A 21,375-nucleotide genomic window follows, 5' to 3' on the forward strand; every position below is an offset into this window, starting at 1 on the left:
GCTCCCGCCTCCAATCAGTCGTTCCGGGCGGCCTCCCACAGCAGCACCGCCGCGGCCGCCGCCGCGTTCAGGGATTCGCAGTGCTCACTCATGGGGATGAGGGCCGTCTGGTCGCACACCGCCAGCATCTCCCGGGAAAGGCCCTTACCTTCGCTGCCGATGGCCATGGCGCAGCGGCCAAAGTCCAGGGAGCGGGCGTCCACCGTGTCGGACCGCAGGGCGGCGCCGTACAGGGGCAGACCGCTGGCGCTCAGCAGGGCACGCAGCTCCGCCACGCCGCAGGACCACACCGGGCAGCGGAACACCGCTCCCATGGTGGCCCGGACGGTCTTGGGGTTATAAAGGTCCGCGCAGGCGTTCACCAAAAACAGCCCGTCCGCCCGGAAGGCGTCTGCCGTACGGAGGATGGTGCCCACGTTGCCGGGGTCCTGGACTCCGTCCAGCACCATGTACCGCTTCCCCGCGAGGGTTTCCGGCAGGGCGGCGGGCCGCAGGCCGCAGACGGACAGGACGCCCTGGGGCGTCTGGGCCGGGGAGACGGAGGCCATCACATCGGCGGGCACCTGCACCACCCGGATGCCTGCCGGGATGGGGGGCAGCGCCGCCTGCTCCGTAGCCACCACCGTATGGAGGTCCGCCTTCCACAGCAGGGCCTCCTCCAGCAGCTTGGGACTGTCGCAGAGAAACTCTCCGCTTCTGCGGCGGTAGGAACCGGAGGCGGCCAGCTTCCTAAGATGGGTGCACAGGGGATTCTGGCGGCTGGTGATAATTTCCATACGGTCCGGCTCCTTTCCGTGGGAAAAAGGGGGACAGTGTCCCCCTTCTGTTTCACAGGCTGTTCATGTGTTCTATATAATAAATGTATCGCTACCCGTTGTCAAGCCATGCTTTCCCCCGTTTTGCGCCCTTCTTCCCCAAAAGAACGTGAATTTTCCGTAAACTTTCACCACATTTTCAAAAAGAAAAGCGCCGGAGCTTCCGATGGAAGCCCCGGCATTTTATCACTGGACGGAGACCACCTTGTAGTCCTGGGCCTCCACGGCGGTCTTCAGTGTCTCGTCGGACACGTCGCCGCTGAGGGTCACCACAGCGGTGCCCTTCTCATGGCTGACCTCGGCGCCGGCCACGCCGGGGATTGCCTCCAGGGTCTTTTTCACCCGGGCTTCGCAGTGGCCGCACATCATGCCTTCGATCTTCATGGTCTTTTCCATTGTCTTGTTCTCCTTTTGCTGTTTTATTTTTTTCTGCCCGCCTGCTTTGCGCAGGTCGAACAGGTTCAGGCGCAGCGCGTTGGTGACGACGCAAAAGCTGCTGAGGCTCATGGCCGCCGCGCCGAACATGGGGTTGAGCTTCCAGCCCAGCAGGGGATACCACACGCCCGCCGCCAGGGGAATGCCCACCACATTGTAGAAAAACGCCCAGAACAGGTTCTCATGGATGTTTTTCAAGGTGGCTCGGCTGAGGCGGATGGCCGCCGGCACATCGGAAAGGCGGCTTTTCACCAGCACCACGTCCGCCGCGTCGATGGCCACGTCTGTGCCGGCGCCGATGGCGATGCCCATGTCCGCCCGGGTCAGGGCGGGGGCGTCGTTGATGCCGTCGCCCACCATGGCCACCTTTCCCTGCCGCTTCAACTTCCGGATGACCTGCTCCTTCCCCTCCGGCAGGACGCCGGCGATGACCTCGTCCACACCGGCCTGGGCGCCGATGGCTTTGGCGGTGCGCTCGTTGTCGCCGGTGAGCATCACCACCCGGATGCCCATGTCCCGCAGCTCCCGCACCGCCCGGGGGCTGTCCTCCTTGATGACATCCGCCACGGCGATGACGCCCAGGAGCCGTTTTTCCGTTTCATTGGCAAAGAACATGGGGGTCCTGCCCCGGGCGGCCAGGGCATCCGCCCGGACGGCCAGGGCGTTGGTGTCGATGCCCGCTTCCTCCAGCATGGCCCGGTTGCCGCCGATGAAAGCGTATGCTCCCATCTCCGCCCGGACGCCCCGGCCATGGACGGCGGTGAAATTTCCCACAGAGGTGAGGGGCAGCTCCCGCCGCCGGGCCTCCTCCACGATGGCGGCGGCCAGCGGGTGCTGGGAGGGACCCTCCAGAGAGGCGGCCAAGGTCAGCAGGCTGTCCTCCGTATTACCCGCGGCCGGAAGCAAGTCCGTCACCTTGGGCGCGCCGGAGGTGATGGTGCCGGTTTTGTCCAGGGCCACGATCTGGGTCTTTCCCGTCTCCTCCAGGGAGACGGCGGTTTTGAACAGGATGCCGTGTTTGGCGCCCATGCCGCTGCCCACCATGATGGCCACCGGCGTGGCAAGGCCCAGGGCGCAGGGGCAGGAAATGACCAGCACAGAGATGCCCCGGGCCAGGGCAAAGCCCACCGTCTGCCCCGCCAGCAGCCAAACGGCGGTGGTGACGGCGGCAATGGCAATGACCGCCGGCACGAACACGCCGGACACCCGGTCCGCCACCTTAGCGATAGGTGCCTTGGTGGCCGCCGCGTCGGAGACCATGCGGATGATCTGGGAGAGGGTGGTGTCCTCCCCCACCCGGGTGGCCTCGCACCGGAGGAAGCCGGACAGGTTCACCGTGGCGGCGGACACCGGGTCTCCCGGTGCCTTGTCCGCCGGGATGCTCTCGCCGGTGAGGGCGGATTCGTTGACGGCGCTGGCGCCCTCCAGCACCACGCCGTCCACGGGGATGCTCTCCCCCGGACGCACCACGAACACATCCCCCCGGCGGACCTGCCCGATGGGGACCTCCGTCTCCGCGCCGTCCCGCACCACAGTGGCGGTCTTGGGGGCCAGCTTCATGAGGCTTTTCAGCGCGTCGGTGGTGCGGCCCTTGGACCGGGCCTCCAGCATTTTGCCCACGGTGATGAGGGTCAGGATCGTGGCCGCGGACTCAAAGTAGAACTCGTGCATATAGCCCATGACGGCGTCCATGTCGCCCCGGGCCTGGGCGCCGGTCATGGCGAAGAGGGCGTAGGTGCTGTACACAAAGGAGGCACCGGAGCCCAGGGCCACCAGCGTGTCCATATTGGGTGCCCGGTGCGCAAGGCCCCGGAAGCCGCTGATGAAAAACTTCTGGTTGATGACCATGACGATGGCCGCCAGCAGCAGCTGGGCAAGGCCCATGGCCACGTGGTTTCCGTCAAAAAAGGCGGGCAGGGGCCAGCCCCACATCATATGCCCCATGGAGAGGTACATGAGCACCGCCAAAAAGCCCAAGGACGCCAGCAGCCGCCGCTTCAAAACCGGCGTCTCCCGGTCCTTCAAGGCCTCATCCTCTGTGGTGGGCTGTGCCGTTTCCGAGGGCGCGCCCTTCACCGCGGCGCCGTAGCCCGCCGCCTCCACGGCGGCGATGACCGCCTGGGGCTCGGCGCTGCCCTCCACGCCCATGGAGTTGGTCAGAAGGCTCACCGAGCAGGCGGTGACCCCCGGCACCTTGGACACCGCCTTTTCCACCCGGGCACTGCAGGCGGCGCAGCTCATGCCCGTTACCGTATACTGTTCCATTGCTTCCTCCGTTGATGATGCCGCGGTTTTCCTGCCAACAGGATTCCCGCGGGGATGTCATTTCATGAGTTTTTGCAAAGTGACCACCAGCTCGTCGATGGTCTCTTCCTTCCCCGCCCGGATGTCCTGGGCCACACAGGTGCGGATGTGGTTTGCCAGCAGCTCCTTGCTGAAGGCGTTCAGCGCCGCGTTGGCGGCGGCTACCTGGGCCAGGATGTCCGTGCAGTAGGCGCTCTTTTCCACCATACCCCGGATGCCCCGGATCTGGCCCTCGATGCGGTTGAGCCGGTGAATGAGGCGCTTGTACTCCTCTTCGGAGCGCTCCTTCGTTTTATGGCAGCAATCGTCCATGTCGTTCCCTCCCTTTCAGCCGTATTATATACCCCCACTGGGTATATGTCAAGGCATGAAAAACGGCTGCTGTACAGCAGCCGTTTTTTCATCATCAAAAAGCTCAGCCCATGTAGGCCGCGGCCAGCTTCGCCGCGCCGTCGGGATTGGCCTGGCTCCAGGCGGCGTAATCCATGCCGCTGGCGGCCACGGTCCTGCCCAGCTCCACCAGGAAGGCCGGGATGTCCTGTTCCAGCAGGACGCCCGCCTCCTTGCCCATGGCCTCCCGGCCCTGGGCGTCACAGCCGCCCACAAACAGCGTGAAGGCGGGCTGGGGCTTGCCGTCCACCAGCTTGCTGGCGCCCCGGAAGCCCATGGCGCCGGTCTGGTGGGTGCCGCAGGAAGAGGGGCAGCCGGAAATGTGCATCCGGGGCAGGGCGCCGTCCGGCAGGCCGGCCTCCCGCACCGCCGCCACGCAGGCGGCCAGCAGGCCCTGGGAATCCCGGGTGCCCACCTGGCAGGTCTTGCCGCCGATGCAGCTGACAGAGGTCTCAAACAGGCTCCGGGCGCCGTCCGCCGTAACGGAGAGCACCTTCTGGGCCTCAACGCCGGTGAGGTTGATGAGATAGGCGGTCTCGTCCGGCGCCAGCCGCATCTCCACGTCCTTCATGTCCGCGATGGCGTCGCTGAGGGCGCACAGGGTCTCCACCGCCGGCTGGCCGCCCAGGGGATGCCACGCCACGGTGTAAAGGCCGGACTGCTTCTGCTCCAGCACACGGGGGCCGGCCACCGTGACGCCGTCGCCCTCCTTTTCACACACCGGGGTCTCGGGATGGATGTCCAGGTCCTCGCCGCTTGCCAGCACCTCCGCCAGCTTTTCCCGATAGGCCTTTGCATAGCCCTCGGGGCCGCCGCAGGCCTCCTGCATATAGCGGGTGCGGGCCTTGCCGCGGTTTTCATAGTTGCCGTAGGCCCGGAAGGTCAGCCACATGGCCTTGATATAGTACAGGATCTTCTCCGGCGCCACAGCCTCCGCCACCAGTACGCCGAAGCGGGGATTGTTGCCCAGGCCGCCGGCGCTGTACACATCAAAGGTCCCATCGGGCCGGGCGGCAAAGCCCAGGTCCCGGAAGGTGGCGTGGGTAAGGTTTTTGGGAGAGCTGGAGAATCCCACCTTCAGCTTCCGGGGCATTTTCTCCGCCTTGATGAAGTGCATGAGGTACTCTCCGGCGGCCTCCGCCCAGGGCAGCACATCGAAATACGCATCCTTTTCCACACCGGACAGGGGAGAGCACATGACGTTCCGTGGGAAATCCCCGCCGCCGCCCATGGTGACGATGCCCACGTCCAGCGCCTGCTCCATGATGGCGCAGACGGCAGCCTGGTCCAGGTCGTGGAGCTGAATGGTCTGGCAGGTGGTAAAATGGGCCCTGGGAACGCCGTATTCCCGGATGGCCTTGGCAGTGAAGGCCAGCTTCTCCTTTGTCACCCGGCCGGCGGTCATCCGCAGCCGCAGCATGCTGGCCTGTCCGCCCTTTTGGGCATAGCTGCCGTACAGGCCGGAAAAGCCCTTGTAGGCCGCTTTATCCAAGGTGCCGTTATAAAATTCCGCCGTCTTCGCCTGGAAAGCCGGCAGGTCCTGTTTCCAGCTCTGCGGATCGATCTGATTCATCATAGAATGCCCCTTTCCCTAACCGGGTATATTTTTGACAGGGGCATTGTATCACATTCGTACTTTTCCGCGCAACCCACCCTTGACAAAATTCCTCGGCTGGGTACACTTTTTATAAGCACAATCGAAAAGGAGCATGGCATGAAACACTGGAAGCCTGTATTATGCGCCGTCCTGTCGGCGGCGCTGCTGACCGCCTGCGGCGCGCCCGCTCCGACGGAAACCGACGTCCCCGCGCCTCAGACTGTCACCTTTACCGACGCCTTGGGCTATGAGGCCGCCATTGAGAGCTGGGAACGGGTGGTGTCCCTGTACGGCAGCTTCGCCGAGACATGGATGCTGGCCGGCGGAGCGCTGGTGGGCACCACCAGCGACGCCCTGGAGGAGCGGCAGCTGGACCCGGGAGAGGGCGTCGCGGTGGTAGGCACCGTAAAATCCCCCAACCTGGAGGAGATCATCGCCGCCGACCCGGATTTCGTCATTCTGGCGGCGGACATCGCCGGGCAGGCGGCGCTGCACCAGGCCCTGGCGGACGCCTCCATTCCCCACGCCTATTTCCGGACGGACACCTTTGATGAGTACCTTTCCATGCTGGAGCTGTTCTGCTCCATGACCGGGCGGCAGGACCTGTACGAGAAAAATGGGCTGGCGGTCCAGGAGCAGATCGACGCGGTGCTGGACGCCGTGGCCGGCCAGTCTCAGCCCACGGCCCTGCTGATCCGCGCCTATTCCTCCGGCGCCAAGGCCAAGGGGGACGACAATCTGGCCGGCGTCATCCTGCGGGATTTGGGGGCGGACAACCTGGTGACCCGGCATGAGAGCCTGCTGGAGGATCTGAGCCTGGAGGAGATCATCGCCGCTGACCCGGATTTCATCCTGGTGACCACCATGGGCGCCAGCGACGAAGCCGCCATGGCCTTCATGGCGGACACTTTCGAATCCAATCCCGCCTGGACGGGGCTTTCCGCCGTGCGGAACGGACGGTACGTGCTGCTGCCCAGAGACCTGTTCCACTACAAACCCAATGCCCGATGGGGGGAGAGCTATGCATACCTCGCCAAAATCCTATACCCGGACCTGGCCGCCAAGCTCCCCTGAGGGGCGGGCGGCGGCCCTTGGCCTGCTGGCCCTGCTTCTTTGCGCCGCGGCCGCGCTGAGCCTGCGGTGCGGCAGCCGGGACTACACCCTCGCCCAGCTGCTGGGCGCCCTGCACGCCGGGGCCGGCGACCCTGTCCGCCGCACCTTGCTGTTCGTCCGCATGCCCCGGACCGCGGCGGCGGCACTGGCCGGCGGCGCCCTGGCGCTGTCCGGTGCCCTCATGCAGGCGGTTTTAAACAATACCATGGCAAGCCCCAACGTCATCGGCGTCAACGCCGGGGCCGGATTTGCCGCCCTGCTGGCGGTGACGCTGTTCCCCGGCGCCGGGCGCATGCCCATGGCCTCCTTCCTGGGGGCCTTTCTCACGGCGCTGTTCATCTATCTGCTGGCGGTACGGGCGGGGCTTTCCCGCACCACCCTCATCCTGGCGGGTCTGGCCGTCAGCAGCATCCTCACCGCCGCCAGCAACACCATCACCCTGCTGGCGCCGGACAGTCTTGCCGGCGCCTCCAACTTCATGCTGGGCGGCTTTTCCGGCGTGACACTGGCTGCCGTGGGCCGCAGCGGCTGGTATCTGGCCGCAGGCGCCGCGCTGGCCCTGTTTTTGTCCACGGAGCTGAACGTTCTCCAGCTGGGGGAAGAGAGCGCCGCCAGCCTGGGGCTCCATGTGGGCCGGGTGCGGCTGCTGGCCATTCTGGCCGCCGCCCTGCTGGCAGGCGCCGCCGTCAGCTTCTCGGGGCTGTTGGGCTTCGTGGGGCTGTTGGTGCCCCACATGGCCCGGCGGCTGGTGGGAAGCGACAACCGCTGGCTGCTGCCTGCCGCCGCGCTTTTGGGCGGGGCTTTTGTGCTGCTCTGCGACGTGCTGGCCCGGGTGCTCTTTGCCCCCTTTGAGCTGCCGGTGGGCATCGTCATGTCCCTGCTGGGCGGGCCGTTCTTCCTGTATTTGCTGCTGCGCCGGAAGGGGGGCCGTGTCTATGCTTGAGCTGCGGGACGTCACCGCCGGCTACGGCGGCACGCCGGTTCTGCGGAATGTCACCTTTTCCGTCCCCGCCGGGAGCCTCACCGCCCTCATCGGCCCCAACGGCTGCGGCAAGACCACACTGCTGCGGGCCGCCGCCCGGCAGCTCCCTTTGTCCGGAGGCGGCATCCTGCTGGACGGACGGCCGATCTCCGCCTATGGGCGGACGGAGTTTGCCCGAAAGGCCGCCTTCATGCCCCAGGTACGCTCCGCCCCCGCCATCACGGTGGGCGCCCTGGTGTCTCATGGCCGCTTTCCCCACCTGGGATTTTCCCGGCGGCTCCGTCCGGAGGACCGGGACGCCGTCCAGGCAGCCATGGAGGCCACCGGCGTGGCGGAATGGGCCCACCGGGACCTGCGCTCGCTCTCCGGCGGCGAGCGCCAGCGGGTGTACCTCGCCATGGCTCTGGCCCAGGGCACAGACCTCATCCTCCTGGACGAGCCCACCACCTACCTGGACCCGGGGCGCCAATTTGAGCTGCTGGACCTCATCGCCTCCCTGCCGGGCCGGGGCAAGACTGTGGTCATGGTCCTCCACGATTTGGCCCACGCCCTGCGGTACAGTGACCGGCTGGTCCTGCTGGAGCAGGGACGGCTGGTGCAGCAGGGCACGCCGGAGGCGCTGTACGCCGGCGGACAGCTGGACCGGGTGTTCTCCATCCGCTCCCGCCGCTCGCCGGATGGGTCCTATTACTTCCTGCCGCCGGAGCGGTGAGCCTTCGCCTGCAATTGCCGTGCCGCCGGCGGGGATGCTGTTCGCGGTACTGGACGATCGTACAGCTTCTGTAACGAATCGTCCATTCCCTTTTTTGCTTTTTCTGGTATGATCGTAATAACAGGCATTGTGTTCATTATTAAAAAAGGAGTGTTTTCTATGTCCATTTTAGTCAGCGGCGGCGCCGGATACATCGGCAGCCATACCTGTGTGGAACTGCTGGAGGCGGGCTACGACATCGTTGTGGTGGATAACCTGTGCAACGCCAGCGAAGAGGCGGTGCGCCGGGTGGAGCAGATCACCGGCAAGGCCATTCCCTTTGTGAAAGCCGACCTGTGCGACCCCTCCGCCACGGAGGCCCTGTTCGCCCAGTATCCCGACATTGACGCCGTCATGCACTTCGCCGGGCTAAAGGCTGTGGGCGAGAGCGTCAGAAAGCCTCTTGAATACTATACCAACAACCTGGTCAGCACCTTGACGCTGCTGAATGTCATGCGGGACCACGGCGTGAAGAACTTCGTGTTCTCCTCCTCCGCCACCGTGTACGGCGACCCCGCCAGCGTCCCCATCCGGGAGGACTTCCCCACCGGCGGCACCACCAACCCCTACGGCACCACCAAGCTGTTCATCGAGCGCATCCTCACCGACTACTGCAAGGCGGACCCCACCTTGAACGTGGCCCTGCTGCGGTACTTCAACCCCATTGGCGCCCACGAAAGCGGCCTCATCGGCGAGGACCCCAACGGCATCCCCAACAACCTGGTGCCCTACATCGCCCAGGTGGCTGTGGGCAAGCTGGAAAAGCTCCACGTCTACGGCGACGACTACCCCACTCCCGACGGCACCGGCGTCCGGGACTACATCCATGTGGTGGACCTGGCCAAGGGCCACGTGGCCGCCCTCAAGAAGCTGGAGAGCAAGTGCGGCCTGTTCATCTGCAACCTGGGCACCGGCATCGGGTACAGCGTGCTGGACGTGCTGCACGCTTATGAAAAGGCCTGCGGCAAAACCCTGCCCTATGTGGTGGACCCCCGCCGGCCCGGAGACATCGCCGAATGCTACGCCGACCCGAAGAAGGCCTTTGACGAAATGGGCTGGAAGGCCCAGCGGGGCATTGAGGACATGTGCGCTTCCAGCTGGAAGTGGCAGTCCATGAACCCCAACGGCTACCGGAGCTGAGATGCCGGCATGGAAAGAGCAGGGAGAGAAGCTGTCGTGAACAAACCCGTTCTGGTGGTCATGGCCGCCGGCGCAGGCAGCCGCTACGGCGGGCTGAAGCAGGTGGACCCTGTGGGCGGTCATGGCCAGCTCATCATCGATTACTCCATCTACGACGCCCGCCGCGCCGGTTTTGAGACCGTGGTATTCGTCATCAAGCGCGAGATCGAGGAGACCTTCAAGGCCGCCATCGGCGACCGCCTCAGCAAGGTCATCAACGTAAAATACGCCTATCAAGAGCTGGACGACCTGCCGGAGGGCTACACTGTTCCCGAGGGCCGCAAAAAGCCCTGGGGCACCTGCCATGCCATCCTGGCCGCCCGCAAGCTGGTGGACGGGCCCTTTGCCGTGGTAAACTCCGACGACTACTACGGTCCCGATGCCTTCCGCATGATCTACGACTATCTCAGCCGCACCCCCGACCGCCCCGGCTGCTATGAATACGCCATGGTGGGTTACCTGCTGGGCAATACCGTCACGGAAAACGGCCACGTGTCCCGGGGCGTGTGCGTGGAGGATGATGACCACTTCCTCCAGACCGTCACGGAACGCACCCACATTGAAAAGGACGGCGCCAATGCCCGCTACACGGAGGACGGCGGCGCCACCTGGTTCCCCCTGCCCGGCGGCACCATTGTGTCCATGAACCTGTGGGGCCTCACCAGCAGCTTCTTTGACGAGGCCTGGAGCCGCTTCCCCGCCTTCCTGGACAAGGCTCTGGCGGAGGCCCCCCAGAAGGGTGAGTTCTACCTGCCCAGCGTCGTCAGCCAGCTGATCACCGAGGGCAAGGCCCGGGCCAAGGTCCTGCGCAGCACTGACAAATGGTACGGCGTCACCTACCAGGCGGACAAACCCGCGGTGGTGGCGGCCATCGCCGAAAAGACCGCCGCCGGCATCTATCCCGATCACCTGTGGGCAAAGGGTTGAAGCTTCCTCATACAATACGATGAGCCGGGAGAAGGTCCCCTTCCCGGTGTCCCTTAAGCCGCTCGGTGCGCTTTTTGACGTGGAAAGCAGAAGGCGCGCTCATAAGTCCGTCTTCAGTTCTTTGTCATCTTTTTGAAGGATAGCAGCAGAAGAATGATACCGGCTCCGGTCAAAATATGGCCGACGCCCGCGATTCCCGAAATCGAGGCATTTGCGGCGGCGGACAGAGCCGTTCCCCGCACCTGGGCCACGCCGCGTACCGCCAGCATGATGGCCGTCAGCGGAACGCCGATGTTATAGGTCCAGTGGTCACCAGCTTGCCGATGCCGAGTGCCGCTGTATAGTGTTCCAGTCCTGTGGTGCAGAGGGCAATCGCCCGGGGCACCATATGGAATGCATCGCCGCAGCCCAGCGTCACCGCCATGACACCGTACAGCAGGTATTGCCTCTCTCCCCTGCTGTTCCGAATCATACGGATACCCAGGGTAATGACCGTCACCAGATACACGATGTCAAAGAGTGTCTCAAAAATAGCCTGCATGGTTCGTTCCTCCCAATTTAAACAATGTTCATTTTATTGAAAAAGAGTGCCCGCCCTCCGGCGGGCCTCTGTTATTCGTAGATCACTCTGCAAATCTTGACCAGTCTGCGCAAGATTCAATAAGCCTGAGTTCTTTCTTCCATACAGCAACAGGATCCATGCCTTTGTATTCTGGCTTTAGCTCACATGCGAGCGGATAAAAACCTTCACCAATTTGCTTGAGATTATTTGCTCCAGAATAGATAACGCGAGCAGAAATAAGAGGAAGTCCTAATTCGTGGCAAAGGGTAGATACATTCCCGAGCGGGGCAGCCAAATTATAGTGCGGATTGATTTTTCGTTCCAACTGTACGCTTAAAGCCTTAGCTACGTCGCTATATGAAGGTTTCCCTTGCCTTTTTTGGATGTTTTCCAGTAAAAACGCAGCGAGCGCTTTATCAATGTCTTTTAACTCTATCACCAATGATCATCTCGCATTCTGATTAAATTGAAATGATGTCTTTGGCTAAATTATAGCCTTCAACCATGTCAAAAACGAGATCAATCAGTGACAGCTTATGAGGCGTCTTATTTGCGCCGCAATAAACAAAGAAAAAGCCTCTGAAATCGTTGATTTCAGAGACTTTTGGTCCGAGTGACTGGAGTCGAACCAGCCTGACCTTGGTCCCAAAGCAGGCGCGCTACCAACTGCGTTACACCCGGTTATTCAGTTTTTTATCCGGCTGGGCGTATTCTCCCAAACATATACATACACCCGTACATGCATCCGAGGAGAATATGGGTTAGGAATCATCCTAACCCATATTATTTTACCGATTTATACCGTAAAGTCAAGTGGTTTCAGATGTGCGCCCCTTTTCCTCTTCCTGGCAGCAGACCTTCACGCCCGCCAGCGCTATGGCGAACACGAACCAAAAGATGCACATGACCCTCGGATAGTGCCACAGGTAATCCGCCAGGCCGCACACCATGGAGCCGCACATGGCCGCGCAGGCGGCGCAGGTAAGGGTCCGGGCGGCGGAGTCGCCGCAATGGCGAGCAGTATGGGCGGCTCGCTTGATGTTCCACAGCATGGAACTGATGAACCCCACGATGCCGAGCAGTCCCGCCTCGATCCACACCTCCAAGTAGAAGTTATGGGCGTGGACGAAGGGCGCTTTCCCATGGTAGAGGTTCATATCCTTGATGAATGCCTGGGTGGCGGCGGTGCCGAGGCCCGCGCCGGAAACAGGTGATTCCTTAATAACGTTCAGTGCCGCCTGGTACAGGGGAATCCGGCTGGCGGTGGAGGTATCATTTGGATTTGCGATGGTCAAAATACGGTTCCAGATGGTGGTGGGAATGAAAGGCACACACAGCACACAGGCCACCGCGAAGGCGGGAATGAGCTTCGGCCGCCACAGGAATACCAGCACCACCATGGCGCAGGCGATGCCCACCCAGCTGGCCCGGGAATAGGTCATGCCCAGGGCCACCACGCCCACTACGAACACACCGCCGGCAGCCAGCCGGGAAACGGTCCGCTTGGCGCACAAAAACAGGGCCAGGGTCAACGGCAGCAGCAAAATCAGCACCTCCGCAAAGGTGTTGGGGTTATCGAAAAAGGACTCCACACGGCCCGGCATGCCGGCGTTGACCTCCAGGTCCACATAGGAGGCGTTGACCTCCACGCCCTGGATGCGCTGGTACACGCCGTACAGGGAGGACACCAGCACGCACACGGAACTGCCGGCAGCCAGCCGCTTCAGCTCCTCGCCGGAATGGACGGCGCTGACGGTGACCAGCACACACAAGGCCGCGGAGATGTGGTAGATCAAAAACCGCAGGGACAGGGACGGCGCGTAGGAAAACGCCACCGCCAGGAACATGGCGCCGAACAGCGCCAGCGGGTAAAAGCCCACAGACCGCAGGTCCAGCCGGAAGTCCTCTCCCCGGTGCATGGCGCCGGCATGGAACAGCACCAGCAGCAGCGTGAAGCCCATGAGGCTGTACGCGTTGTTCCACCGCTGAAATGGGATGACCCACAGCAGCATGATGAGCCAGGATTGGGCAATGACGGTCTCATCGCCCATGCGGAACGCCAGCCGGGCGAAAAAGCTGTCCTCAAAGGTCCGGGACAGGGCGCTGTACAGCATATGCAGCAGTTGGGCCGGGAGATTCACCAGAGCCGTCAAACCGCGGCAGAGAAGGCTCTCCGGCCAGGCCCGGGCGACAATCCCCTCCCGGCACAAAACACCCAGGACGGCGCTGCCGTCGATCTGGCGGTTGCACCAAGCGCCGCAGGCCGTCAAAAAGCGGTGCACAGTGCTCTCCTCATAGGTGCCCAGCAGCCAAAGCCACAGGCGGTAAAGCAAGCTCTCTTTTAAAAGTGTCATAAACAGTGTTCCTCAGATCCGATTTTTCAGCCGGTACAGCTGGGTCAGCATGAAGAAGTGGCCTCCCCGCACGAAGTTTGCCACCATCTGCTTGTTGGGGCTCAAGCCCTCCGGCCGCACCTGGGCGATGGCCCGGGCCATATCCGGCCGGGCGCACAGCGCCTGCACCGCCTGCTGCCGCTGGCGGATGTTCTTTGGGCTGCCCTTGGCATACTCGTTGCCAATGGCGATGAGCAGACCCGCCCAGTTGGTATACTCCCGCCACTGGGGCCGGGCTTCCTCCAGATTATACCGCTTGACCAGGTCCTCCTTCCGCTCCATGAAGCGGTCGTAGACCTTCATGAGGTCTTTCATGTACTTGTGGGTGGCGGAGTTGGGATTCAGCAGGTAGCGGTACAAAGGCTGCTCCGTCACCGCCAGCTTGCGGGCGTTGCAGAAGTACTCCATCAAAAACAGCTCGTCCTCCAGATAGGCCCCCTCGAAGGTGATGCCCGCCTTGCGGATGATGCCTGCGGAGAACAGATACCGCCAGATAAAGCCGTTGAACACGGGCACCTTCAGCCGGTCTCCCAGCAGCGGGTAGACAATGCCCTCCCGGATGCCCTCCTTTTCATATACGCCGGCGGGAAGCAGCAGCTCCGGCACCTGTCCGCCGCCGGGGACCAGGTTCAGATGGGCGCAGCCCACCGTGTCCGCCCCGGTCTGCTGGCGCAGGCACCACAGGGTCTCCAGCGCCTGGGGCTCGTAGCGGTCGTCCACATCCAAAAAGGCGATGGTCTCGCTTTTGGCCTCCCGCAGGCCCAGGTTCCGGGCTTTGCTGACGCCGGCGTTTTTGCGGACGTGGAACACCCGGATACGGTCATCCTCCGCCGCCAGATGGTCACACAGCTCCGAGGAGCCATCGGTACAGCCGTCGTCTACCAGCAGCAGCTCCCAGTCCGCGAACGTCTGGCTCCGCACGCTGTCCACGCAGCCCTGCAAAAAGGCCTTTGCTTGATAGACGGGCACGATCACAGAAATACTTGGCATACTACCACTCCTTTGGGCGCGTTTTCGCGCCTCCATAACAGAAGTATTGTACCCGATTCCGCCGGGAAGGTCAACATGGGATTTATATGGTCCCTTTTAGCCGGAGCGTTGGTGAAATCATCTTCGGTGATTTGCCCGACCGGCTTTCTTGCAGGCGGTTCCGCGCTATGATATGATGGATTCAATAAAGGCGGAATTTGAGGTGGAAAAGATTATGGAGAAGGTTGGTAAAATCTTGTTTTGGACAGCTGTATTTGCTGCTTTCATGGCTGCGCTGTATTTTTCTATAAAAGGGCAAAACTACACCTATTCTTTTTGCTATGTCGTAGCCGCAGGACTGCTCTTATCGACAAAAAACAAAGGGAAGGATACATAATAACTTCCAGTTTATTAGGCAGTCCCATTTTGGTGCCCTTTCTTTGCTCCGGTCTCCTCCCTCCCCCGCCGCTTGTGGACTTTCGGGAAGCGTGGTATACTCTATTCAAAATCTGACATGGGAGGTCCCGCCATGACACAGGACGAACAGTTTATGAAAGAGGCCATCCGCCTTTCCCGCCAGGCAGTGGAGCACGGCAACGAGCCCTTCGGCGCCGTACTGGTGAAGGAAGGACAGGTCGTGTTCACCAACGAAAACCAGATCTTCACCCAGAGCGACCCCACCTTCCACGGAGAACTGGGCCTACTGCGGCGCTTCTGCCATGAGACCGGCGTCACGGACCTGCGGGACTACACCCTCTACTCCAGCTGTGAGCCCTGCTTCATGTGCTGCGGCGCCATGGTGTGGACGAAGCTGGGGCGGCTGGTGTACGGCGCCAGCGACATTGACCTGTGCCGCATTTTCGGCCAGGAGGGCAGCGAGTGCTGCCAGCTCGTGTTCAGCCGGTCCGGCTACCGGCCCGCTGTCACCGGCGGGGTCCTGCGGGAGGAGGCTCTGGCGGTTCTGACCGCTTATTTTGGAAAATAAAGGACATCCCCGGAGGTCTCCGGGGATGTTCCTTTACCACTCCGGTTCTCCCTCCGCCCGCAGGCGGGCCGCCTGGGCCTGGAGCTCCGAAAATGTGGCGATCTCGCTGTCGTACCGCCGCAGATTGCTCTGCTCCTCCGGCGACAGGGTCTGGAAAAACTCGTAGGCGGACAGGTCCTGGTCCAGCAGGTCCGTCAAGCAGAGATAGCCGGGTAATCCGTGGTCCATGTTCCTCACCTCCGGCCATAGTCTGCCCGGTTTCGGACCGGGAGCGCCGTGCAATGTCTGGAAACGAAAAACCGCTGCCAGCAGGCAGCGGTTTTTTCACAGCGTCACTCCCATTTGAAAAACCGGACCGTCCCTTCATTTTTCCCGCTTCTTGACCGCCCGCAGCTCGATGTAGCCCCGCTCTCCCCGGGGCTCCAGCTGGATGCGTGGATTTTCGTCGTCCCAACGGTAGCCGACGACCGTGGGGTCATACATGTCTATGGCCTGCTGCACGGCCCGGATGGCCTGGCAGTAGTCCTCCTCCCGGAAGGGCGGCCCCTGGAACAGCAGGTATTCCTCCTCGGGCAGGCGAATGGTGTCAAACCCCTCGGGGACTGCTCCCAGATAATCCGTTTCCACCTCCACACCCTGCACATAGGTGGAGGTGTTGGGCTTTTTATACCGCTGCGGGAGCCACATGCACACCGGCTCCCCACACAGCGAGCGCATGCTCATGAGGATGCCCCACACATCGCAGCTCACTTCCTCGCAGTATGGGAAATAATCCTCCGCATGGACGCCCCGCTTGATGATACACAGCCGTTCCGGCTTGCGGACGGGCCGGACAAAAACAGTCTGCAGCTCTGACATGTCGATCTGCTCCTTTCGCAGTTCCCGGTATTTCGCGCCGTAGGGAATGAACAGCGGGATAGGCACTGGGTCTTTTACGTAATCACTGGGATTCAGTCCAAACTCCCGGAAAAACGCCCGGGTGAAGGTGTCCACGCTGCCGAAGCCCACATCGAGGGCGGCGTCGATGACCCGGCACTTTTCCTCCCGCAGCTGCAGGGCAGCCCGGGACAGCCGCAGGGAGCGGACATACTCCGTGGGCGTCATGTCCAGATACTCCCGGAACAGCCGGTAGGAATACCAGGGAGAAAACAGCGACACCCGCGCAAGGTCGGAAAGGCTGATGTCCCTGGACAGGTTTTCCCCGATATAGTCCTGCATCCGCTGAACGGCCAGCGTCTGCTCTTTCATGCGCCCCACCTCCTCACAGCATACAGTTTACCGCATTTTCGTGCCAGATTCTCGCTTTTTTTGCTGTTTTTCTCACAGCGCCTGTCTGAGATAATCCGCCGTGATGGTCCGGCCACGCTCCGCCATCTCCCGGGGCGTGCCGGTAAAGACCACCTCGCCTCCCGCCGTGCCGCCGTCCGGGCCGACGTCGATGATATAGTCCGCCCGCTTCATCACATCCAGGTTGTGCTCGATGACCAGCACGGTGTTGCCCTTGTCCACCAGGCTGTCCAGCAGGGACATCACCGTTTCCACATCCGCGGCGTGGAGGCCGGTGGTGGGCTCGTCCAGTACGTAAATATTTCCCTTTTTATCCAGGTACTTTGCCAGCTTCACCCGCTGACGCTCGCCGCCGGAGAGGGTGGACGACTCCCGGTCCATGGAGAGGTAGGGAAGGCCGATGTCGATCATCCGGTTCAGCGACGCCGTCAGCGCCTCCACGATGGTACTGGCCCGGGGGTCCCGGATGGTGTCCAGCACCTTGACAAGCTCCGTGAACTCCATGGCGCACATCTCATCGATGCTGTACCCCGCCACCTTGCAGGCAAGGCTTCTTTCGTTCAGCCGCCGTCCCCGGCACACCGGACAGGGCTTCTCCTCCACCAGATACATCAGCCGCTTGACCGAGGCCTCCTTCAGCTGGGAGGTGTCCCGGTTGATGAGCATCCGGTGGAGGTAGTGGGACACGCCGTCCACCTTTTTGCTGAGCCGTTTGCCGTCAGGGGTATCCGCGCCGTAGAGCAGGTGATTCCGCTCCGTTTCCGTGAAATCCTTCCACTTTTTGTCCAGAGGGAACAATCCGGACTCGGCGTACTGCTTCCAGTACCAGTTGCCCACGTGGAAGGCCGGCAGGTCCGCCATGCCCTCGTTCCACGTCTTTTCCGGGTCGATGCGGCCCTCGATGTCCACCGTCATCACCTTGCCGATGCCGAAGCACTCCGGGCACATGCCGTTGGGGTCGTTGAAGGAGAAATAGGAAGCCGTCCCCACGTGGGGCTCCCCGACGCGGGCGTACAGCAGCCGCAGGGCGGCGTACATGTCGCTGATGGTGCCCACCGTGGACCGGGCGTTGCCCCCCAGACGGGACTGGTCCACGATGACCGAGGCGGAGAGGTTGTCAATACGCTCCACCCTGGGCTTTTCATATTTGGGCAGCCGCCCCCGCATGAAGGCGGTGTAGGTCTCGTTCATCTGCCGCTGGCTCTCGGCGGCGATGGTGTCGAACACGATGCTGGACTTTCCGGAGCCGGACACGCCGGTGAATACCACGATCTTCCCTTTGGGAATGTCCAGGGATACTTTTTTTAGATTGTTTTGTCTGAGGCCTCGGATGATGATCGTATCTTGCTGCGTCATAACAGTTCCTCCCTTCCGTTGTTAGGATGATACACCGGCTGCGGGGACGCTTTCTCGACGTTCCTTGCCCAACGGCAGAGGAAGCATCACGCTTCTCAGCCCTGTGTCACCGCTTCCCCCTCCAGCTCCGCGCCGTAGCGGAAGATGAGCGACGCCAGGATCATCACCAGGCCCAGCGACACGCTGACCAGGTTGTCCCAGTCCACCACCATAGCCGTGGCCAGGCCAAAAAACTCATAAGTCAGCGTGGAAAAAACAGCCGCCGCCAAAAGCAGCACAATGGTGCGAATGCCCAATGTCCGGATCGCGTCCGCGCCATCACGGGTAAAGGGCGTGCCGGCCTCCTGCTCCGCTTTGAAATACCGGAAGGCAGCAACACGCCATCCGTCAGTGCGAAAGCGGCGTCGGCCAGCAGCACGCCTACCATCTGGCTCAGGCTGCCGGTCAGCGTCAGGGCGAGCAGGGCCTCCCGGCTCAGTCCCACCACCGTGACGCCGCTGTGCCACGCAAAAGCGCACAGCAGCCCCAGCACGGACAATCCCGCCCATACAAAGGACGCCACCATGGCGATCCTAACCAGGGTCTGAAAGACCCGGAACGTTTTTTGGATAGTCTGTAAGCTCTTCATCGTTCATTCTCCTCCGCAGGTGTCCCGCCGGCCTGTGCCGGGAACACGCTTTTTTCATCCTCATTGTACAAGGCGGCAGCTTTCCACGATAGGCGGATTCTGCAGGAAGATGTGTCAGTTTTATAGCTGCGGAGGTAAGCGGACCGCGCATGAAAAAAGCCAGCGTCACGCGGACGCCGGCTTTTTCGATACGCTTATGGTTTTTTTAGCCCCGCATATCGCGCTTTTTACTCCGCCACAGCGGCCTTCAGCGCGTCCACCCGATCAGTCTTCTCCCAGGCCACGCCCAGGTCCTCCCGGCCCATGTGGCCATAGGCGGCCAGCTGGCGGTAGATTGGCTTGCGCAGGTCCAGGTCCCGGATGATGGCGGTGGGACGCAGGTCGAACACCTTGCGGACAGCCGCCTCCAGCTTGTCGTCACCCACGGTGCCGGTGCCGAAGGTATCCACCAGGATGCTGACGGGCTGGGCCACGCCGATGGCGTAAGCCAGCTCCACCTGGCAGCGGCGGGCGAGACCGGCGGCCACGATGTTCTTGGCCACCCAGCGGGCGGCGTAAGCCGCGCTGCGGTCCACCTTGGTGGGGTCCTTGCCGGAGAAGCAGCCGCCGCCGTGGGGGGCGCTGCCGCCGTATGTATCCACGATGATCTTGCGGCCGGTGAGGCCGGCGTCCGCCGCGGGACCGCCCTTGACAAAGCGGCCGGTGGGGTTGACATAATACTTTGTATTCTCGTCCAGCATGTCGGCGGGGATGACCACCTTGGCCACCTGCTCGATCATATCCCGGCGGATCTGCTCCAGGGTGACATCGGGGTTGTGCTGGGTGGAGATGACCACGGTGTCCACCCGGACGGGGCGGTTGTTCTCATCATACTCCACGGTGACCTGGCTCTTGCCGTCAGGCCGCATGTAGTTCAGAAGGCCGCTCTTGCGGACCTCGGCCATGCGCTTGCACAGCTTCTGGGCCAGAGACAGGGGCAGGGGCATCAGCTCGGGGGTCTCGTCGCAGGCGTAGCCGAACATCATGCCCTGGTCGCCGGCGCCCTCGCCCAGCTCCGCGTCGGCGCCGCTCTTGCTCTCCAGGGACTTGTCCACGCCCAGGGCGATGTCCGCGGACTGTTCGTCGATGGAGGTGATGACGCCGCAGGTGTCGCAGTCAAAGCCGTACTTGCCCCGGTCATAGCCGATGTCCCGGACCACTTCCCGGGCCACCTTGGCGATGTCCACGTAGCAGCTGGTGGTGATCTCGCCCATGACGTGGATGAGGCCGGTGCAGGCCGTGGTCTCGCAGGCCACGCGGCCCTGGGGGTCCTGGGCCAGGATGGCGTCCAGAACGGCGTCGGAGATCTGGTCGCAGATCTTGTCAGGATGGCCCTCGGTAACGGACTCAGAAGTGAATAAATAATGTCTTGCCATACTCGTTCTCCTTTTTTCTTCCCTTTCAAGAGGCGAAAAAAAGCGCGTTTCGACGACGAAACGCGCAGAAAACTTCTTTCTCGCTCCTCATCTGTCGGTATCCGCCGGATTTGGCACCTTACAACGCAGGTTGCCGTGGCTTCATTGGGCCGTTCCCTCCGCCACTCTTGATAAGGGATATAAAATTTTCACGTAATATACTAACATGTTTTATCGGATTGTCAAGGGGCCTTTTCCCTCTATTCTTGCAAAAAGGTTCCTTTTTTTCCATCGTTTAAAAATTATACATGACTTTTTTCCAGGAAGCGGGTATAATGTCCAGTATCCGTGAAACGTTGGAGGGTTCTAACTTGAAAAAACTGACCGATGCCGTGGACCGCTTTGCATACAGCCATCCCAATTTCGGCATCCCCAATCTCATGAAATACATCGTGGCCGGCAACGTGCTCGTATTCCTGCTGGTGCGGCTGACCAATTTCGGCCTGCTGCCCTATCTGGGCTTCAACTGGGGGCAGGTGCTGCACCTGCAGCTTTGGCGGCTGGTGAGCTTCATCTTCGTGTCGGACGCCTGCTTTTCCAGCTCCTTCAGCGCCCCCTTTTACCTTATCATCAGCCTGTACTTCTATTACTTCATCGGCAATCTTTTGGAGCGGGAATGGGGCACGCCCAAGTTCAACCTCTACTACTTCTCCGGCGTGGTGCTGACCATCCTGGTGGGCATCATCGGCTATTACACCTCCGGCTCCACCATCTACGGCGCTTATTACGTCACCATGTCCATGTTCCTGGCCTTCGCCGCTCTTTACCCCGACGCCCAGGTGCTGCTGTTTTTCATCATCCCCATCAAGATCAAGTGGCTGGCCTTTCTGGACGCGGCCCTCTTCGCCGTGGACATTCTCGCGGCGCTGCTGCGGCTGGACATCATCAGCGCCTTGATCCCCATCATCGCCCTTTTGAACTTCCTGGTGTTCTTCTGGAACGACCTGGCGGAGGCGTTTGGCTCCCGGCGACAGACAGCCCGCCACCGGAACTCCCACCAGACCATCCAGTTCAAGTCCGCCGTGAAGCAGCAGCAGAAAAAAGAGTCCCAGCAGGGCTACCGGCATAAGTGCTGTGTCTGCGGCCGCACGGACGCGGATTATCCCGACCTGGAGTTCCGGTACTGCTCCCGCTGTGCCGGCTACCACTGCTTCTGCCAGGACCATATTTTCAACCACGTGCATTTTACGGAATAAACGTTTTCCACGGCGCCGGAATTCCTCCGGCGCCGGTTTTTTTACACATTTT

At 62.0% G+C, this 21,375-nt stretch carries 22 protein-coding genes, 1 tRNA gene, 1 pseudogene and 1 riboswitch; of the genes and pseudogenes, 8 read left to right on the plus strand and 16 right to left on the minus strand.

Annotated features, from left to right (window positions below):
- Nucleotides 1-14: 14 nt before the first annotated feature.
- From ACTQ4R_RS02955 to ACTQ4R_RS02970, 4 genes are all read right to left on the minus strand, one after another.
- Nucleotides 15-776 carry a TrmH family RNA methyltransferase gene (locus ACTQ4R_RS02955; RefSeq protein ID WP_441625676.1) on the minus strand — a complete coding sequence of 254 codons (762 nt, stop codon included), beginning with the start codon at nucleotides 774-776 and terminating at the stop codon, nucleotides 15-17.
- 225 nt (nucleotides 777-1,001) lie between these two features.
- The gene (locus ACTQ4R_RS02960; RefSeq protein WP_441625678.1) at nucleotides 1,002-3,515 is read right to left on the minus strand and encodes a heavy metal translocating P-type ATPase; all 2,514 of its coding nucleotides are present in this window, start codon (nucleotides 3,513-3,515) and stop codon (nucleotides 1,002-1,004) included.
- 57 nt (nucleotides 3,516-3,572) lie between these two features.
- Nucleotides 3,573-3,866 carry a metal-sensing transcriptional repressor gene (locus ACTQ4R_RS02965; RefSeq protein WP_441625680.1) on the minus strand — a complete coding sequence of 98 codons (294 nt, stop codon included), beginning with the start codon at nucleotides 3,864-3,866 and terminating at the stop codon, nucleotides 3,573-3,575.
- A gap of 103 nt (nucleotides 3,867-3,969) precedes the next feature.
- Nucleotides 3,970-5,517 (minus strand): nitrite/sulfite reductase, encoded by a 1,548-nt coding sequence (locus ACTQ4R_RS02970; protein ID WP_441626003.1) that lies wholly within the window; start codon nucleotides 5,515-5,517, stop codon nucleotides 3,970-3,972.
- Between the two features lie 141 nt (nucleotides 5,518-5,658).
- Between ACTQ4R_RS02970 and ACTQ4R_RS02975 the strand changes: the two genes are divergently transcribed.
- From ACTQ4R_RS02975 to ACTQ4R_RS02995, 5 genes are all read left to right on the plus strand, one after another.
- On the plus strand, nucleotides 5,659-6,615 hold the full coding sequence (locus tag ACTQ4R_RS02975; protein ID WP_441625682.1) for an ABC transporter substrate-binding protein: 957 nt from the start codon (nucleotides 5,659-5,661) through the stop codon (nucleotides 6,613-6,615).
- Nucleotides 6,563-7,597, plus strand: a complete 1,035-nt coding sequence (locus tag ACTQ4R_RS02980; protein WP_441625684.1) for a FecCD family ABC transporter permease — start codon at nucleotides 6,563-6,565, stop codon at nucleotides 7,595-7,597. The genes ACTQ4R_RS02975 and ACTQ4R_RS02980 overlap by 53 nt, the downstream gene beginning before the upstream one ends.
- The gene (locus ACTQ4R_RS02985; RefSeq protein ID WP_441626005.1) at nucleotides 7,590-8,348 is read left to right on the plus strand and encodes an ABC transporter ATP-binding protein; all 759 of its coding nucleotides are present in this window, start codon (nucleotides 7,590-7,592) and stop codon (nucleotides 8,346-8,348) included. The genes ACTQ4R_RS02980 and ACTQ4R_RS02985 overlap by 8 nt, the downstream gene beginning before the upstream one ends.
- Nucleotides 8,349-8,507: 159 nt before the next feature.
- The gene (gene galE / locus ACTQ4R_RS02990; RefSeq protein ID WP_441625686.1) at nucleotides 8,508-9,527 is read left to right on the plus strand and encodes a UDP-glucose 4-epimerase GalE; all 1,020 of its coding nucleotides are present in this window, start codon (nucleotides 8,508-8,510) and stop codon (nucleotides 9,525-9,527) included.
- Nucleotides 9,528-9,563: 36 nt separating this feature from the next.
- On the plus strand, nucleotides 9,564-10,493 hold the full coding sequence (locus tag ACTQ4R_RS02995; protein ID WP_441625688.1) for a sugar phosphate nucleotidyltransferase: 930 nt from the start codon (nucleotides 9,564-9,566) through the stop codon (nucleotides 10,491-10,493).
- Nucleotides 10,494-10,606: 113 nt separating this feature from the next.
- Here the strand turns inward: ACTQ4R_RS02995 and ACTQ4R_RS03000 are convergent, their stop codons facing one another.
- From ACTQ4R_RS03000 to ACTQ4R_RS03025, 6 genes and pseudogenes are all read right to left on the minus strand, one after another.
- On the minus strand, nucleotides 10,607-10,762 hold the full coding sequence (locus tag ACTQ4R_RS03000) for a DUF2871 family protein (protein WP_441625689.1): 156 nt from the start codon (nucleotides 10,760-10,762) through the stop codon (nucleotides 10,607-10,609).
- Between the two features lie 23 nt (nucleotides 10,763-10,785).
- A pseudogene (locus ACTQ4R_RS03005) lies at nucleotides 10,786-11,034 on the minus strand (hypothetical protein); the annotation flags it as partial.
- A gap of 82 nt (nucleotides 11,035-11,116) precedes the next feature.
- A complete protein-coding gene (locus ACTQ4R_RS03010; protein ID WP_441625691.1) occupies nucleotides 11,117-11,494 on the minus strand; it encodes a hypothetical protein in 378 nt (125 codons plus the stop codon).
- Nucleotides 11,495-11,660: 166 nt separating this feature from the next.
- Nucleotides 11,661-11,736 (minus strand) — tRNA-Pro (locus ACTQ4R_RS03015).
- A gap of 128 nt (nucleotides 11,737-11,864) precedes the next feature.
- Entirely contained in the window at nucleotides 11,865-13,409 is a 1,545-nt protein-coding gene (locus tag ACTQ4R_RS03020) for an O-antigen ligase family protein (RefSeq protein ID WP_441625693.1), read from the minus strand.
- Between the two features lie 12 nt (nucleotides 13,410-13,421).
- Nucleotides 13,422-14,438 carry a glycosyltransferase family 2 protein gene (locus ACTQ4R_RS03025; RefSeq protein WP_441625695.1) on the minus strand — a complete coding sequence of 339 codons (1,017 nt, stop codon included), beginning with the start codon at nucleotides 14,436-14,438 and terminating at the stop codon, nucleotides 13,422-13,424.
- A gap of 214 nt (nucleotides 14,439-14,652) precedes the next feature.
- On the opposite strand from ACTQ4R_RS03025, the gene ACTQ4R_RS03030 reads away from it, so the two are divergent.
- Entirely contained in the window at nucleotides 14,653-14,814 is a 162-nt protein-coding gene (locus ACTQ4R_RS03030) for a hypothetical protein (RefSeq protein WP_441625697.1), read from the plus strand.
- A gap of 132 nt (nucleotides 14,815-14,946) precedes the next feature.
- Complete coding sequence (locus ACTQ4R_RS03035; protein ID WP_441625699.1) at nucleotides 14,947-15,402, plus strand: nucleoside deaminase; 456 nt, start codon at nucleotides 14,947-14,949, stop codon at nucleotides 15,400-15,402.
- A gap of 33 nt (nucleotides 15,403-15,435) precedes the next feature.
- Here the strand turns inward: ACTQ4R_RS03035 and ACTQ4R_RS03040 are convergent, their stop codons facing one another.
- From ACTQ4R_RS03040 to metK, 6 genes are all read right to left on the minus strand, one after another.
- Nucleotides 15,436-15,630, minus strand: a complete 195-nt coding sequence (locus ACTQ4R_RS03040) for a hypothetical protein (RefSeq protein ID WP_441625701.1) — start codon at nucleotides 15,628-15,630, stop codon at nucleotides 15,436-15,438.
- 135 nt (nucleotides 15,631-15,765) lie between these two features.
- On the minus strand, nucleotides 15,766-16,650 hold the full coding sequence (locus tag ACTQ4R_RS03045) for a helix-turn-helix transcriptional regulator (protein WP_441625703.1): 885 nt from the start codon (nucleotides 16,648-16,650) through the stop codon (nucleotides 15,766-15,768).
- 72 nt (nucleotides 16,651-16,722) lie between these two features.
- On the minus strand, nucleotides 16,723-18,045 hold the full coding sequence (locus ACTQ4R_RS03050; RefSeq protein ID WP_441625705.1) for an ATP-binding cassette domain-containing protein: 1,323 nt from the start codon (nucleotides 18,043-18,045) through the stop codon (nucleotides 16,723-16,725).
- Nucleotides 18,046-18,140: 95 nt separating this feature from the next.
- Nucleotides 18,141-18,314, minus strand: a complete 174-nt coding sequence (locus tag ACTQ4R_RS03055) for a hypothetical protein (RefSeq protein WP_441625707.1) — start codon at nucleotides 18,312-18,314, stop codon at nucleotides 18,141-18,143.
- On the minus strand, nucleotides 18,287-18,673 hold the full coding sequence (locus ACTQ4R_RS03060) for a hypothetical protein (protein ID WP_441625709.1): 387 nt from the start codon (nucleotides 18,671-18,673) through the stop codon (nucleotides 18,287-18,289). The genes ACTQ4R_RS03055 and ACTQ4R_RS03060 overlap by 28 nt, the downstream gene beginning before the upstream one ends.
- A gap of 227 nt (nucleotides 18,674-18,900) precedes the next feature.
- Nucleotides 18,901-20,088: a methionine adenosyltransferase gene (metK, locus tag ACTQ4R_RS03065; protein ID WP_441625711.1), complete on the minus strand. Its 1,188-nt coding sequence runs from the start codon at nucleotides 20,086-20,088 to the stop codon at nucleotides 18,901-18,903.
- An 84-nt stretch (nucleotides 20,089-20,172) separates the two neighbouring features.
- A riboswitch (SAM riboswitch) is annotated at nucleotides 20,173-20,265 on the minus strand.
- Nucleotides 20,266-20,438: 173 nt separating this feature from the next.
- Between metK and ACTQ4R_RS03070 the strand changes: the two genes are divergently transcribed.
- A complete protein-coding gene (locus tag ACTQ4R_RS03070; RefSeq protein ID WP_441625713.1) occupies nucleotides 20,439-21,323 on the plus strand; it encodes a rhomboid family intramembrane serine protease in 885 nt (294 codons plus the stop codon).
- Nucleotides 21,324-21,375 lie beyond the last annotated feature (52 nt).

The sequence above is a fragment of the Dysosmobacter sp. Sow4_B12 genome, assembly GCF_052116665.1.
Taxonomy (GTDB): Bacteria; Bacillota; Clostridia; order Oscillospirales; family Oscillospiraceae; genus Oscillibacter.